15 protein-coding genes are annotated in these 15,134 nt (G+C 53.5%); 2 read left to right on the plus strand and 13 right to left on the minus strand.

The window, feature by feature from the left end:
- Window positions 1-29: 29 nt before the first annotated feature.
- Genes J4772_RS07015 through J4772_RS07025 form a run of 3 tightly spaced genes read right to left on the minus strand, consistent with a single transcriptional unit; the run spans window position 30 to window position 2,872 of the window.
- The gene (locus J4772_RS07015) at window positions 30-995 is read right to left on the minus strand and encodes an ROK family protein (RefSeq protein WP_209074666.1); all 966 of its coding nucleotides are present in this window, start codon (window positions 993-995) and stop codon (window positions 30-32) included.
- A gap of 6 nt (window positions 996-1,001) precedes the next feature.
- Window positions 1,002-1,802: a DeoR/GlpR family DNA-binding transcription regulator gene (locus J4772_RS07020; protein WP_209074667.1), complete on the minus strand. Its 801-nt coding sequence runs from the start codon at window positions 1,800-1,802 to the stop codon at window positions 1,002-1,004.
- A 20-nt stretch (window positions 1,803-1,822) separates the two neighbouring features.
- A complete protein-coding gene (locus J4772_RS07025; RefSeq protein ID WP_209074668.1) occupies window positions 1,823-2,872 on the minus strand; it encodes an SIS domain-containing protein in 1,050 nt (349 codons plus the stop codon).
- 209 nt (window positions 2,873-3,081) lie between these two features.
- Here J4772_RS07025 and J4772_RS07030 point away from each other — a divergent pair, with 209 nt between their 5' ends.
- Window positions 3,082-4,161 (plus strand): HD-GYP domain-containing protein, encoded by a 1,080-nt coding sequence (locus tag J4772_RS07030; RefSeq protein WP_209074669.1) that lies wholly within the window; start codon window positions 3,082-3,084, stop codon window positions 4,159-4,161.
- 110 nt (window positions 4,162-4,271) lie between these two features.
- Here the strand turns inward: J4772_RS07030 and J4772_RS07035 are convergent, their stop codons facing one another.
- Both J4772_RS07035 and J4772_RS07040 read right to left on the minus strand, forming a co-directional pair.
- Window positions 4,272-5,213, minus strand: a complete 942-nt coding sequence (locus tag J4772_RS07035) for a C40 family peptidase (protein WP_247741045.1) — start codon at window positions 5,211-5,213, stop codon at window positions 4,272-4,274.
- Window positions 5,214-5,338: 125 nt separating this feature from the next.
- Window positions 5,339-5,572 (minus strand): alpha/beta-type small acid-soluble spore protein, encoded by a 234-nt coding sequence (locus tag J4772_RS07040; RefSeq protein ID WP_116059194.1) that lies wholly within the window; start codon window positions 5,570-5,572, stop codon window positions 5,339-5,341.
- Window positions 5,573-5,827: 255 nt separating this feature from the next.
- Between J4772_RS07040 and J4772_RS07045 the strand changes: the two genes are divergently transcribed.
- Window positions 5,828-6,949 carry an FtsW/RodA/SpoVE family cell cycle protein gene (locus J4772_RS07045; RefSeq protein ID WP_209074670.1) on the plus strand — a complete coding sequence of 374 codons (1,122 nt, stop codon included), beginning with the start codon at window positions 5,828-5,830 and terminating at the stop codon, window positions 6,947-6,949.
- A gap of 92 nt (window positions 6,950-7,041) precedes the next feature.
- Here J4772_RS07045 and J4772_RS07050 read toward each other — a convergent pair whose 3' ends face one another.
- From J4772_RS07050 to J4772_RS07085, 8 genes are all read right to left on the minus strand, one after another.
- A complete protein-coding gene (locus J4772_RS07050) occupies window positions 7,042-8,151 on the minus strand; it encodes a DUF4179 domain-containing protein (RefSeq protein ID WP_209074671.1) in 1,110 nt (369 codons plus the stop codon).
- A complete protein-coding gene (locus tag J4772_RS07055; protein WP_247741047.1) occupies window positions 8,138-8,680 on the minus strand; it encodes a sigma-70 family RNA polymerase sigma factor in 543 nt (180 codons plus the stop codon). Before J4772_RS07055 ends, J4772_RS07050 begins: the two co-directional genes overlap by 14 nt.
- A gap of 462 nt (window positions 8,681-9,142) precedes the next feature.
- Complete coding sequence (gene sufB, locus J4772_RS07060) at window positions 9,143-10,540, minus strand: Fe-S cluster assembly protein SufB (RefSeq protein WP_116059198.1); 1,398 nt, start codon at window positions 10,538-10,540, stop codon at window positions 9,143-9,145.
- 22 nt (window positions 10,541-10,562) lie between these two features.
- Window positions 10,563-11,012, minus strand: a complete 450-nt coding sequence (gene sufU, locus J4772_RS07065; RefSeq protein WP_116059199.1) for a Fe-S cluster assembly sulfur transfer protein SufU — start codon at window positions 11,010-11,012, stop codon at window positions 10,563-10,565.
- Complete coding sequence (locus J4772_RS07070) at window positions 10,996-12,228, minus strand: cysteine desulfurase (RefSeq protein ID WP_209074672.1); 1,233 nt, start codon at window positions 12,226-12,228, stop codon at window positions 10,996-10,998. Before J4772_RS07070 ends, sufU begins: the two co-directional genes overlap by 17 nt.
- A gap of 2 nt (window positions 12,229-12,230) precedes the next feature.
- The gene (gene sufD, locus J4772_RS07075; protein WP_116059201.1) at window positions 12,231-13,535 is read right to left on the minus strand and encodes a Fe-S cluster assembly protein SufD; all 1,305 of its coding nucleotides are present in this window, start codon (window positions 13,533-13,535) and stop codon (window positions 12,231-12,233) included.
- Window positions 13,536-13,549: 14 nt separating this feature from the next.
- Entirely contained in the window at window positions 13,550-14,332 is a 783-nt protein-coding gene (sufC, locus tag J4772_RS07080) for a Fe-S cluster assembly ATPase SufC (RefSeq protein WP_116059202.1), read from the minus strand.
- A 172-nt stretch (window positions 14,333-14,504) separates the two neighbouring features.
- A complete protein-coding gene (locus tag J4772_RS07085; protein ID WP_209074673.1) occupies window positions 14,505-15,071 on the minus strand; it encodes a DUF1802 family protein in 567 nt (188 codons plus the stop codon).
- Between the last annotated feature and the right edge of the window lie 63 nt (window positions 15,072-15,134).

The raw sequence follows: 15,134 nt of genomic DNA on the forward strand, positions 1-15,134 counted from the left end.
TGAGTTCCTCCGATTCAATTTATAAATGCTTATATCGATTTGCTGCGATGCGCGGCATACAGCGAGCTGCCGATAATTCCGGCATCGTCGTTTTGCTCCGCCGTCACGACCTTCAGCCCTTCGCGAAAATCCGGCAGCAGCAGGCGATACAGTTCATCGCGAAGAGGGGCTAGCAGACGTTCGCCCGCCAACGCTCCGCCTCCGCCGACCACGATAACGTCAGGGCTGAGCACCATCGCCGCCGCGGCCAACGCGCGGCCGTTCAACTCGCCGGCACGGACGATAATTTCCGAGGCCAATGCATCGCCAGCATCCATCGCCTTGGACAAGTCCGCTGCGCTAAGCCGCTCCAGCTCATCGCCCGGGAACCAGTCGTTCAGCACGCTTGCCCGGCCCTCGCGCAGCAGCTTCTTCGCCTGCCGTACCATGCCGGACGCCGATGCCACCGTCTCCAAGCAGCCGCTGAGCCCGCAGGCGCAATCCTCGTCGACGCCATCCATGCGGACATGGCCGATCTCTCCGGCCATTGCCTTGTGTCCGTAGTACAGCTCGCCGCCGTTCACAATTGCGGCCGCGATGCCGGTGCCGATCGTAATGCCCAGCACATGCTCATAGCCCCGTCCGGCTCCCGCTACCGCTTCTCCGTAAATGTACATGCGAACGTCGTTATCGATAAACACCGGCAAGCCGATCTGTTGTTCCAGCAGGCTGACTACCGGAATATCGCGCCACTTCAGGTTGCCGGCGAACTTCGACACGCCCGCGCGGGGATCGACTAGCCCGGGAACTCCCACTCCTACGCTTGTCGCTTCGTAATCCTCGCCCAAATCCTCGCGAATTTTCCGAACCATATCCGCGATCTTCCCGAGCACGGCTTCGTGACCGGCATGCGCTTCAGTCGAGCGCTTGAGCTTGCGCAGCACCCGTCCCGCTTCGTCCGTCGCCCCGCATACGATATTCGTTCCGCCTACGTCTACGCCGATTGTTATGTTCATGGCGTTCTACCTCTCTTCTCCCGAGACCGAATTGTCCTCTGCCGCATAGACTTTAATGCCCGCCAGCGCCGCTCCGCCTTCCGAATTCTCGGCCGGCCTCTTGTCCGTAATGCAGGCGTGGAGCTCCTGCAGTTCGGACACATGGAATAACGAGGTTTTGCCGACCTTCGTATGATCGAACACGGCAATCGTCTGCTTGGAGCGCTGCATAAGCAATCTGGCGATGTTCGCCTCAAGCTCGGAGTAAGTGCTGACTCCTTGCTCCGATACGCCGTCGACGCCCATGAACATCTTCTGGATGTTCAGCGCCTTTACGGTCTGCTCGGCCAACGGTCCGCACAGCTCGAAGCTGCGGTTGCGCAGCACCCCTCCCGTCAGCACGATCTGCAGCTCCTCGCAATCGGCAAGCTCCATCGCGATGTTAACCGCATTGGTCACGACCGTAATGTTGCGGCGCTTCTTCAGCGCCTTGGCGATCAGGAATGTCGTCGTCCCCCCGGTCAAGCCGATGACGTCTCCTTCTTCGACGAGTGACGCGGCCAAGAGGGCAATCGCTTCCTTCTCCGGGTACAGAGCTTGCTGCTTCTCGCGGAAAGGCACTTCGCGAATCAGGCCGCTCGCCGCGTATGTCGCTCCGCCGCCCATCGTGCGGATTACCTTGCCGGCCTTCTCAAGATCGTCGAGATCCCGTCTGGCCGTCGCCTCCGAGCAATCGAAATTGTCGGTCATTTCCTGCAAAGAAATGCTTCCGTATCTTTCCAGATAGGCAAGCACCTGCTCCTGCCTCTCGGACTTGTTCCGCGCCATACGCCGGCTCCTCTGCTATATTAAATCTTTACAACTTGCGTCAAATTTCTCGGGTGGTCGGGATCGACGCCGCGCTTCATCGCCGTATAGAAGCCGAGGTACTGCAGCATCGGCAAGTAGGCTACCGCACGCGCCTCATCGGACAGCGAACCGCCGCCGAGTTCGAATACCGCGTCCGCAAAGCTCGTATCGTCGCCTTTAGCCGTCGTCACCAGCAGCACGAACGCGCCATAGGCTTTCATTTCTTCCGCGACTTTCAGTTCATAGGAACGGGCTTGCTCGGAGACGAGCAAGCAGACAAGCGTTCCCGGCTCGACGACCGATTTCGGTCCGTGACGGAATTCCAGCGTTCCGTAGCTCTCCGTCCATACATAGGACATTTCTTTCAGCTTCAGACACACTTCCTGCGCCAGTCCGAAATATGCGCCCATTCCCAAATAGATATATTTATTGAAGTCGTTCGCTTCGACCAGGTTCTCCGCAAAAACGCGTCCCCGCTCGACAATATCTCCCTGCAGCTCCAGCGCGGACTCCATCTCGGCAGGCAGCGCGCCGCCCGCAGCAAGCGCGATTGCAGCCTGCATCATATAGGTCATGCTGCTGAAAGATTTGGTCATTACGGTGCTTTGTTCTTTGCCCAGAGGCGATACCAGACACTCTGTCATTCGTCCGAGACGGCTGTCCTCGTAGCATGTAATTCCGCAAGTGGTCCAGTTCGGCAAATCCTTCACCGAATCCAGCGCCAAAATGACCTCGGAAGACTCTCCCGAACGGGATACGCCGACGAGAAGCACTTTGCGGCTGCGGGCAACGGATTGATCGCGGAACAAGAAGATGTCCGAGGAAGGCAGCGCGCTTGCGCTCCGTCCAAGCCACAGCTTAAATGTCGAAGCCATCACCTGCGCTTGATAATAGGAAGAACCGGAACCGATAAATACGACTTCGTCGTATGCCGCGTTGCCGACAAACGTCTGCGCCCATTGCTCTTGCTTCTTTAATTGTTCCCAAGCCGCCTTCAATGCTTCCGCTTGACCGCCGATTTCCGGCAACGTCAATTTGCCTCTTGTCATTAAGACCACTCCTATTCATTTTCATTCAATGATATTATATTGCATATCATATGAAAATTTCAATCATAATTATGACAAAACATTTCATTTATAAGTTGGAAAATTTTATCTCGCCTTGATATTGCCAGAAAACGCTTTAATTGATAGCATAGATAGCAAGAGATTGGCGAAATTTCTCGAATTTAATCGAGGTTCTGTCGAGGTGCGATATGCGAGTACATATTACGGATGTGCGATCAGGCGATCGACTATCGGAAGATGTCTTTAATGCTTACGGCTTGCATGTTCTCTCCAAAGGCACGCCGTTAAACGAGAAGGAAATCTCACGAATTTTCCAACATCAGATTGATTATGTCAGCATAGAGCATCGTGAGAGCCCTTCGGCAGCAATTGCCGTAATGGAGCCTGAAGTGAAAGCTCCGACAACGACCGTAAAAGCCCCCGAATACAATCCGCTGTTAAGACCGCTTTACCACGATGCGGTCGCCGGCGCGGAGCAATTGTTCGAGAGAGCTTCCATTGAAGGCAGAATCTACGAAGACGATGTCAGGGAGAGCTTTCAGCCGCTTGTCGAAAATTTCCGCACGGAACGCGATGTCGTATCCCTGCTGCTGATGCTGAACACCCAGGACGATTACACCTACCAGCACTCCGTCCAGGTCGGCATGCTAAGCTACTACATCGCACGCTGGCTGGGCTGGAGCGAAGAAGATACGGTACGCGCGGGCAAGGCCGGTTTCTTGCACGACGTGGGCAAATGCAGAATCGCCGAAGTGATTCTCAACAAGCCAGCCAAGCTTAACGATGAAGAATACAAAGAAATCCAAAATCACCCGCAATACGGATATGAAATTTTAACCCGTTCCTTCAAGGACGAAGAAGTCGCGTTGGCCGCGCTCCAGCACCACGAGAGAATCGACGGGACGGGCTACCCGCAAGGGTTGTCCGGAGAACAGATTCACCCGCTGGCCCGAATCGTAGCGGTCGCCGATGTCTACAGCGCGATGATTTCTTCGCGAGTGTACAGCGAGAAGAAAGATTTGCATTTCGTGCTGAAGGAGCTCTACGAGCTGAGCTTTAAGGAATTGGACCCGGACATCACGCATACGTTTATCCGGCATATGGTTCCCAACTTTATCGGCAAACGCGTGGAGCTGTCGAACGGGGTGCTAGGCGTTATCGTAATGACGAATCCAACGGATTTCTTCCGTCCTCTCGTTCAAGTTGACGACGAATTTATCGATTTGTCTGTCGTTAGGGATATTTCTATCCTGGAAGTCAATATGTAAAAAAGGTGCGTGCACTCCTCTTTGTAGGATTGCATGCACCTTTTTTTGTTCGGTAACGAGCGGTGAAGTCGCCTCGTCTGCCTTGGGCGGCTATCGATTAAATTGGCCGCTCACGAATAACGTTTCGCGTATAGATAGGTGTCTTTCCAATACTCCTTGTCGATCGGAGTGATCTGAACGCCGTCTTCAGGCTTCGGACTTGCATGAATCATATTGCCATTCCCCATATAGATCCCCACATGGCCGACCGTTTCGTTGCTCTTGAAACGACCCGGCACGTAGAAAAACAATAAATCACCCGCCCGCAGTTCGTCGCGGGACACGAACTTGCCCTGCTCCGCTTGCGCCCTTGCCACCCTGGGCAAATCGATTCCGAAGCGGTCGAATACATATTGCGTGAACGAGGAACAATCGAAGCTTTTGCTCTGCGCGTAAGTTGTTGTGCCGAATTCATAAGGAACGCCCATAAATTTCTTCGCAAAGGTCAGCAAAGTCGATGCCGAACTCTCTTCATTCGCCGCCGCTTTCATTCCCGATTGGGACGAAGGCTTCTCGGCAAATTCCGCGTTTTGCCCGTTTGCGCCCGTCTCGCCAGGAGTCGGCTTCGGAAAAAAAGCAACCTCGTTCTCTTGCGTATGGAACACCGTCACGTCCCCGATCAGACGCTGCAGAGCGTTGACCGGTACGAACATCTCATTGCCTTCTTTCAGAGCCGGCGCGGGCATACTGGACGAACGTCCCGCAATAGACACCGCGCTCTCTCCCGTGCGGAACACCCATACCGCATCATTATCCCCCATGCCATAGCTTCCATCCGGCAGCCACTGCGCTCTGTACCCCGTCGCCTGACCGATCGCTCCGAGCGAGACGTATGCCGCATTCTGCAGCTGTCGCACCGGCACGATATGCCGTCCTTCCTCCAACGTTGCAGGAGACTGGTTGCTCTGTATTTTCACCGGAGCCTGGTCGCTTTTAAGCTTCATCGGACTTGTTGCACAACCGACCGTCAGCAGCAGCGAGAGCAATACCATTGATTTGTAGCCCGTCTTCATCTTTTCGAGCCGCCTTCCCATTAAGGTTCATTCTCCATATAGGATGACGTAGCGTTCTCCCGATTATGCTCGCAAAAAAAAAACGACCCCGCAAGCGTTAAGCTGGCGGGATCGTGAAGTCGACTTTAGAAGCGTCCGGCTTGGCTTGCTTGGCCTGCAAGTTGCTGTTCGGCAATTTGCACCAAGCGACGAGTGATGTTGCCGCCGATGCGGCCGGTATCCTTCGTCAGCATGTCCCCGTGATAGCCGTCGCGGGAAAATTGGATGCCAAGCTCTTGGGCTACTTCGTATTTCAGTTGATCCAGAGCTGCGCGAGCTTGCGGAGTTACGAGCTGATTGCTGCTGCGATTGTTCGCCATGTTTTCTCACCTCCATCATTTACCACGTATTATGTCTCTGCAGTCTCGGCTCTATGCATGAGTTATTGAGCTTTTCCCAATTTTTTTATGCCTTTGATTTGTTTGGATTCCTTTTTTTCTCGGGTGTCGATAAAGGAAATTTACTGGTATGATGGAGTTTGAGGAAAAAGTTGCCGTGTTCAAACGAGACAGCTCGGACACCTGATCCGGGAATTTGTATTTTCGAAAAATCAGAAACGAGGTCCAAACGGAATTATGATTGCTAAGCTTAAACGGTTAGATGTATCTCTGCTGCTGGTGGTTCTTTGTTTTATGGCCATCAGTACTCTGGTTATCTATAGCGCGACGAATGGTACGAAGTATGAAGGGCTGCATGTCAACAATCTGATTGCCTATGGCTGCATCTTTGTTCCCATGCTTCTTATTGCTTTCTTGGATTATCGTATCGCCGTGCGTTATCTGTCCTATGGTTTGTATGCGCTCGGTATCGTTTTGTTGGTAATCGTATTGTTAAACGGAACGAACCTCAACGGCTCTACCCGCTGGATCAGCATCAAGTCGTTTCAGTTTCAGCCCTCGGAGCTGGCGAAAATTTTCCTAATTCTGCTTGTTGCCAAACTGCTAAGCAATCGGAGCGGGGAACCGCTAAGACTGCTCAAAGACATTCTCCCTGTGTTGATTGCCACCTTCCTCCCCGTCGTCCTAATCTTAAAGCAGCCGGATTTGGGCACATCGATCGTGTTCGTCAGCATTATGCTCGGAATGCTCTGGATGGGGAACATGAAAAGGACTCATATCGCGATCGGGGTTGGCAGTATCGGAATTTTGGTTGCCTTTATCGTCACGCTTTACCTGACCGACAGCAGTCTTTTTCAAACCTTCGTCAAGCCGCATCAGCTCGCGAGAATTCAAACGTTTCTTGATCCCGCTTCCGATCCGGACAAAAGCTGGCATGTTCTGAACTCGATCAGAGCGATCGGGACGGGCGATATGTATGGAAAAGGCTTCGGGCAAGGCTTCCTGGTTCAAAACGGCTTTATCCCTTACGACTACGCCGATTCGATATTTGTCGTCATAGGAGAAGAATTCGGCTTTATCGGCAGCGCGGTATTGTTGTTTCTGTATTTCTTCATGATCTATCGTATGGTTCGCATCGCGTACGATAGCCCCGATCTGTCGGGGGCTTACATCGTGATCGGCGTCATCTCTATGTTGGTGTTGCAAGTGTTCGAAAATATCGCGATGCATCTCGGATTGATGCCGCTGACCGGTCTCGCGCTTCCTTTCGTCAGCTATGGAGGCAGTTCGCTATTAACGAATATGATTGCGGTCGGCCTTGTTCTGAGCGTTCAGGTTCATCATTCGAAGCGGGATTAACCGATATCAAATTCAGGAATAGATTATAAAGAAACAGCCCAAGAGTCTAAAGCTCCAGGGCTGTTTCGCATCTATAGGCCATTGCTCGTCCATCATTTAGGCAATTCCATTGTGATCTCCAACTCTTGAATGTAGTCGTTCTCGCTTTTGCCGTCTGGTCCCTTTATTCTTCTTGCAAAAGGCTTGATCGTGATCGACTTCGGCAAGGTTGACGCTCCTACAAAGTTTTGCTTTCCCCTGAAAAGGTCCTTCTCTCCAACTCTGGAATAGCCAGCTAGGTCGACGTGCTTGATCTCGTTCCCGTTCTCGTCGAAAAGCGCGAATTGCAGGAACTTATTCCCGTAGAACCGGGCTGGCGGCTCTAGCTCCGAGTTTGCTGAGACGCCAAGAAGAGCGACCAGATTAATGGTGGCCGGGGTAATCACCAGCTTCTCGATTTGCAAGGTGACCCCTTCATAATTTTTGATCTCGCTTTTCGTCAATTCGATCGCACCCGGCGCGTTTTTCTCGATTGGAACGACGAATTCGTACTCTTTTCCGGAACTCATCGCAATGGAAAACGTAAATTCGAAAGCGTCCGGGAACTCATAAGCTTGATCCATTCTTGCATCGTAGCCGGAGTGCCCGATATTAATAATTCGTACTGCCGTGCTCTCGTCTATCCATTGCGTATTTCCGATGCTATACGAGAGGGGGCCTTGCTCTCCGTTAACTCTGCCATCGACTTCGAACGCTTCAATCTCCTCTTCCGACAGCTTCCCTTCTTCATGAACTTTAACAGCAACGGACAGCCTGGCCCCGTCGTACATTAGGTCGGATATCGTAACGGTTCGCCCGGCTTTCGTCTGGCTGTAAGGTTTATCTGTCACCATCCCGCTGCGGACAGCGGTTACAAGACCCGCATCCCCGAAATGTTCATAGAGACTATTGATCCAAGGGATCTGTTTTAGCGAATTAGCCATAGAAGGAGAAATAAAACCCGATCCAATTAAAAGGATACCCGCTACCAGCACCGCAGCGACCGACACACTAGCCCGCTTAAGAAGCTTGCGATTTCGCCGACGCTTGCGAATCGGAGTCAGATCGATATCCGGGAGCTGCTCGTAGGCATGATCCAGCGCTTCTCTGACGCGATCGGGAAGACGATCGGGCATGAAGACCCGGGTATCGCGCAACGCTCTCGTTAACTTATCTTGATTCATATTGGCTCTCGACTCCTCTCGACTTTTCCATCCATCGCAGCAGCTTTTCCCTTGCCCGATAAAGTCTGCTTTTGACCGTCCCCTCCGAAAGCTCCAGCGTCCTCGCCACTTCTTTGATCGGCAAGTCTTGAATGTAATGCAAAACAACGACAAGCCGCATCGGCAGTTCCAGGCTGTCGATCGCTTCGCGCAGTTCCAGGCCGCCATCCTCTTCTGGGGACGGGGAAGGCTTGTCCGACAAATCCGTTAATGGAACTTGTTTATTTCTTTGTTTCAATAATCTACGACACTCGTTAATTAGAATTCGAATGATCCATGTTCGAAAATAGGCGGGCTCCCGCAGCGTATACATCGACTTATAGGCGATGAACACCGTTTCCTGCATTGCATCCGCGCAATCTTCGTCGCGTTGTACGATCTGTTTGGCGACGGCGTACATTGGAGTCTCCAATTGACGCATCAGTCGGGTGAACGCCTCCCGGTCTCCCTGTCGCGCTCGCATCACTTCCTGAATATCCAGACTATCCATCCTCTCTCGTCTCCTCGCCTCGGACAACTTCACCGCACTATATTAGGTTGAACCAATGAAGATGGAGCCCATTGTATTCCGATAGGGATGATTTTGCCGGCTTCAAACAGGTTGTTTTGAGTTGCTTGGAACGATAGGACCTTTATAGGTAAGCAACTCAAAGCCAAAACTCGCGGCAAAACCATTCCCTTTCTCCATTTCATTGGGTTATCTCTTCGATGTCTTTGGTTCAACTTATATAGAATCTGTCGGCATTGCCGATTCGGTTATGTAATTACTAATTAGATTGTTGAAACAGCCGGAAGGTTCCCGATAAAAAAAGTTTTTTGGCCAGCGTAATCCCAACCGTTCAACCCGCTCGCCGGAAATAGGGAGTAGGCTCAAAGCGAAGAGAATAAGAAAAGGGCACAAAACGGGAAATCCCGTCTTGCACCCTCTTTGGCTTTCTTCCAGACAGCAGTATTAACCAATACTGCCTTCCATCTCCATTTTAATCAAGCGATTCATCTCAACCGCATACTCCATCGGAAGTTCTTTGGTGAACGGCTCGATGAAGCCCATGACAATCATCTGCGTCGCGTCGGCATCAGACAGACCGCGGCTCATCAGGTAGAAGAGTTGGTCTTCGGATACCTTCGAGACTGTCGCTTCGTGCTCCAGCGTGATGTTGTCGTTCATAATTTCGTTGTATGGAATCGTATCGCTCGTCGATTCGTTGTCGAGGATGAGCGTGTCGCATTTGATGTTCGCTTTTGCGCCTTCGGCGTTGCGTCCGAACGAAGCGAGACCGCGATACGTCACTTTGCCGCCATGCTTGGAGATCGACTTGGAGACGATCGTCGAGCTTGTGTCGGGAGCAAGATGAATCATTTTCGCGCCTGCGTCCTGATGCTGGCCTTTGCCGGCGACCGCGATCGAGAGCACCATGCCCTTCGCGCCGCGGCCTTTCAGAATAACTGCTGGGTACTTCATCGTCAGCTTGGAGCCGATGTTGCCGTCGACCCACTCCATCGTCGCGTTCTCTTCGGCGACAGCGCGCTTCGTAACGAGGTTGTAGATGTTCGGCGCCCAGTTCTGGATCGTCGTGTAGCGAACGCGAGCGTCCTTCTTCGCGATGATCTCGACGACCGCGCTGTGCAGCGAGTTCGTGCTGTAGACCGGAGCCGTACAGCCTTCGACGTAGTGAACGGAGCTGCCTTCGTCCGCGATAATGAGCGTGCGCTCGAATTGGCCCATATTTTCCGAGTTGATCCGGAAATACGCTTGTAGCGGAACCGTACATTGCACGCCTTTAGGAACGTAGATGAAGCTGCCGCCCGACCAGACCGCGCTGTTCAGCGCTGCGAACTTGTTGTCCGCAGGCGGAATGACCGTGCCGAAATATTCTTTGAAAATTTCCGGATGCTCGCGCACGGCGGAATCGGTGTCCATGAAAATAACGCCCTGCTTCTCAAGCTCCTCTTGCATGCTGTGGTAGACGACCTCGGATTCGTACTGCGCCGATACGCCGGCCAGGAACTTCTGCTCCGCTTCCGGAATACCCAGCTTGTCGAACGTCGCTTTGATCTCTTCCGGAACCTCTTCCCACGTTTTCCCTTGCTTCTCGGACGGCTTGACGTAATACTGGATGTCTTCGAAATCCAGGTCGTCCATGTTGCCGCCCCATGTCGGCATTTCCATCTTGCGGAATTGCTCCAGCGACTTCAGACGGAACTTCAGCATCCATTCCGGTTCGCCCTTCATTTCCGAGATCGTGCGGACGATCTCTTCGGTCAAGCCTTTACCGGATTGGAAAATCGCTTTATGCTCGTCGCGAAAACCGTATTTGTACTCTTCCATTTCGGGCATTTGCTTTGCCATGGCGATCAACCTCCTTGTTTATTTATTCTTCAATGCCTTCGTGCTTGCCAGAGCCTTGCTCTACGCCCTTGCGCAGGGCGTTCCAGGCTAGCGTCGCGCATTTGATTCTGGCCGGAAACTTATTAACGCCGGACAGCGCCTCGACATCTTCGTAGTCGTCGAATTGCACATCTTCGCCCTTCATCAGGGCGGAAAATTTGTCTGCGAGCGCCAGCGCCTCCTCGCCCGTCTTGCCCATCACCGCTTCCGTCATCATCGAAGCCGAGGACATGCTGATCGAGCAGCCTTCGCCCGTAAATTTCACATTGCGAACGATGCCGTCCTCAAGCTGGAGCTGAAGAGAAATACGGTCGCCGCAGGTCGGGTTGTTCAGGTTGACGGTTACGGAGCCGTCTTCCAGTTCCCCGCGATTTCGCGGCGTTTTATAGTGATCCATAATGACGCGGCGGTACAAATCATCCAATTGACTCATAACCGAAAAACTCCTTTGTCTTAACCAGAGACTCGGCCAGCCGGTCGATATCTTGTTCGGTGTTGTACAGATAGAAGCTGGCCCGGGCCGTCGCGCTTGCTTTCAGCCACCGCATCAGCGGCTGGCAGCAGTGATGTCCTGCTCGCACCGCAATGCCTTCGGTGTCAAGCACCGTAGCCACATCGTGCGGGTGCACGTCGCCAAGATTAAAGGTGACGAGCCCTGCGCGCTGCTCCGCCGACGGACCGTAAATCGTAATGCCGTCGATCTCCGACAACCGCTCCATCGCATACTTGACCAGCTTATGCTCGTGCCGCTCGATGTTGTCCATGCCAATCTGCTCCAGAAAGTCGATTGCCGCACCCAGTCCGACAGCGCCAGCGATAATCGGTGTGCCGCCCTCGAACTTCCACGGCAGCTCCTTCCAGGTTGAATCGTGCAGCTCGACGAAATCGATCATCTCGCCGCCGAATTCGATCGGCTCCATCTGCTCTAACAGTTGCGCTTTTCCATACAATGCCCCAATGCCTGTCGGCGCACACATCTTGTGTCCGGAGAAAGCGTAGAAGTCCACATCCAGCGCCTGTACATCTACCTTCATATGAGGTGTGCTTTGCGCTCCGTCAACGACGAGAATCGCGCCTTTGCGGTGCGCGATCTTCGCGATCTCGGCAATTGGGTTGATCGTTCCGAGCACGTTAGAGACGTAGGTGATGGAGACGATTTTCGTCCGTTCCGTCACCGTCGCCTCCACGTCCTCCAGCGCAACCGTTCCGTTCGGCTGCAGCGGGATGTACTTCAGCGTCGCTCCCGTCGTCTTGGCGGCCTGCTGCCAGGGAATCAGGTTGCTGTGATGCTCCATTGGCGTAATGACGATCTCGTCGCCCTCGCGCAGCGTCTGACGGGCATAGCCGGAGGCGACCAGGTTCAGCGCCGTTGTCGTACCGCGGGTAAAAATAATCTGCCGCGAGCTCGCCGCGTTCAGAAACCGCGCCACCTTCTCGCGAGCGCCCTCGTAAGCGTCGGTCGCCCGCGAGCCCAAAGTATGGACGCCGCGATGCACGTTGGCGTTATCCCATTCGTAGTAACGTTTGACCGCCTCGATGACCGAGCGGGGCTTCTGCGTCGTTGCCCCGTTATCTAGGTATACGAGCGGATGTCCGTTAATATCCTGTTGAAGAATCGGAAATTCCGACTTCAATGCGATCGGGTCCATAATTAGCCCAGCTTTCTTTCAAGGATGCGGTGCAATTGCTCGCGCAGCCCTTCAAGCGGAATCTCGGAGACGACCGGATCGAGGAAGCCGTGAATAATCAGGCGCTCTGCCTCGGTGCGACTAATTCCGCGGGACATCAAGTAGTAAATTTGCTCGGCGTTCACTTGGCCTACGCTCGCTGCGTGTCCGGCTTTAACGTCGTCCTCGTCGATCAGCAGAATCGGGTTCGCGTCGCCGCGAGCTTTCGGGCTGAGCATCAGCACCCGTTCTGTTTGCTGACCGTTCGCCTTCGTCGCGCCGTGCTCGATCTTCGTGATGCCGTTGATAATCGCCGTCGATTCTTCCTTCATAACGGCGCGGGTAATCATATCGCTCTCGCTCGAACGTCCGAAGTGAACGGCTTGCGTCGTCAGGCTCATGCGCTGGCTTTTCGTTCCGACGGAAATAATTTTCGAATCGGATGTCGAACCGTTGCCTCTGAGCACCGACTTCGTATCCGTAATGGCATTGCCGTTATGCAAATCACCGACGATCCACTCGATGCGAGCGTCGTTGTCCAGCTCGACGCGGCGGTAGGCGATGTCGATCGCGCTCTCGTCCATATGATGGACGGCAGCATATTGCACGAATGCGCCGGCTTTGGCGAACACTTCTACGGCGCTGTTGTGCAGCAGCGTGGATGTCGTCTCGCCGAGCGCGGAAGCGACTTGCTCTACGAACGTCACTCGACTGTTCGTATCTGCAACGACCAATACGTGCGGCATGAACGTTGCCGTCGCATCGTCCGCAAACAGCAGCGCTTGAATGGGCTCTTCGATCTCCACATCGCGCGGCACGTACAGGAACACTCCGCCGTTCCAGAGCGCCGCGTGCACAGCGGCAAGCTTATGCTCTTCTTTCGTATAAATCGTCATAAAATACTTGCGGAACAGCTCTTCGTGATTGCGAGCCGCGTCCTCCAAGCTTGTTAAGACGACGCCTTTCGCTTTCAATTCATCCGAAAGCTCCGTGTAAATCACGGAAGAGTTATGCTGAACGATCAACGCGCTGCTTCTGTTTTCCGGCAGCAGCGCCGCGATCGGCGCGGGCAGGTCCGCAGCGGAAGCTGCCGGCTGACCCGGGCGGTTCGTTCCGTAATGATCCAGTGTCCAACGCGTCAGGGGAAGCTTCTCCGGCTTTGGCAATGCCAGCTCGGTCGCGAGCTGCCCCGCTTCTTCGCGGAGGGAGACGAGCCAAGCCGGCTCGTTCTTGCTGCGAGCGATCGCAGCAGCCGCTTCCCTGCCGAAGGAAGTAATCGGTGTACTCATCGATGCTTGCCTCCTTAAGCTTCTTGGCCGACGGTTTCGTCGACAATGCCCAATTCTTCTTTTACCCAATCGTAGCCTTCCGCTTCCAGACGCTGAGCCAGCTCAGGACCGCCGGATTTAACGATGCGGCCTTGCATCATCACGTGGACGTAATCGGGTTTGATATAGTTCAGCAAACGCTGGTAGTGAGTAATGATCAGGAAACCGCGATCTTCGGCGCGCATCGCGTTCACGCCTTCCGCAACTATGCGGAGCGCGTCGATGTCGAGACCGGAGTCGATTTCGTCAAGAATGACCAGTTTCGGCTCTAGCAGCATCATCTGCAGAATCTCGTTGCGCTTCTTCTCGCCGCCGGAGAAGCCTTCGTTCAGGTAACGGTGCATGAACTCCGGGTTCATCTCCAACTCTTTCATCTTCGCTTCCATTTGGCGAACGAATTTGATCAAGGAAATCTCGTTGCCTTCCTCGCGGCGGGCATTGATCGCGCTGCGCAGGAAGTCGGCGTTCGTCACGCCCGTAATCTCGCTCGGATACTGCATCGCCAGGAACATGCCGGCGCGAGCGCGCTCATCCACGCCCATCTCAAGCACGTCTTCTCCGTTCAACGTGACGGAACCGTCCGTCACTTCATACTTCGGATGACCCATCAACGCAGATGCGAGCGTACTTTTACCGGTACCGTTCGGTCCCATGATTGCGTGCACTTCGCCGCCGCCGATTTTCAGATCGATCCCTTTCAGAATCTCTTTGCCCTCTATGGACGACTTCAGACCTTGAATTTCGAATTGAGTAGACATTCCCTAACCTCCAAGTTCTTATGAGGACTTATTCATTTGGAATAAATCCTTATTTATAATTATTTTAATTTGATTCTCAGTGATTCTCAATAACAATTTTATGAAAGAACCGTCGAAAAAGCAAACCGCTCTTCGTTTTCGTCGGAAACGAAGCGACAGCTTGCCTGTAATATCAACGTTGTATGCGTTTTCTTACTATTTCCGATTGCCGTCGGAATTGCTCGTCGTCAAGCACCGGAATCATCGACGAAACGTTCAAATCCTGCAATTGAATCCAGGATTTGCACCCGCCGTACTCTTCGCGCAGCGGAATCGTTTGCGGTTCATCCAACCGATAAACGCGCAGAACGAGCACGTGTAGAGGCTTCGTTTTTTTCCACTTTAGCCGCTCTTCGGCGTAATCTTCCGTCCAGATGTGCAGTCCTTCCAGCCGTTTGAGCGTCTCCGCATCCGTCACTTCCAACTCTTCCGCGACCTCCGCGAACGAGGTGACCGTCACGAACCCAGGCGTCAACGCCGCTTCCGCTTGCGTCTCTTCCACCGCTCCGGAGGCTTCCGGAATAACCAGATTCGGACGCTGATGCTCAAACGACGGAAACAGGTAAAACTTCGGGCTTTCCAGCCGGAACTCCCTGGTCTCCTCCGCGATGCCGCCTTTGCGCAGCACGATGACCTGCCTGCCCGTTTCCAGCGCCCTGACGGCGACGGCCCATTCTCTTAATGCGATCGTCGATTCCATTGCGTTGCTTCTCTCCTCTATGCCCTACGATGCTTTCATTATAGCATAGTAAGCAGCGCAGAG

Source organism: Cohnella sp. LGH, assembly GCF_017671885.1.
Classification (GTDB): Bacteria; Bacillota; Bacilli; order Paenibacillales; family Paenibacillaceae; genus Cohnella; species Cohnella phaseoli.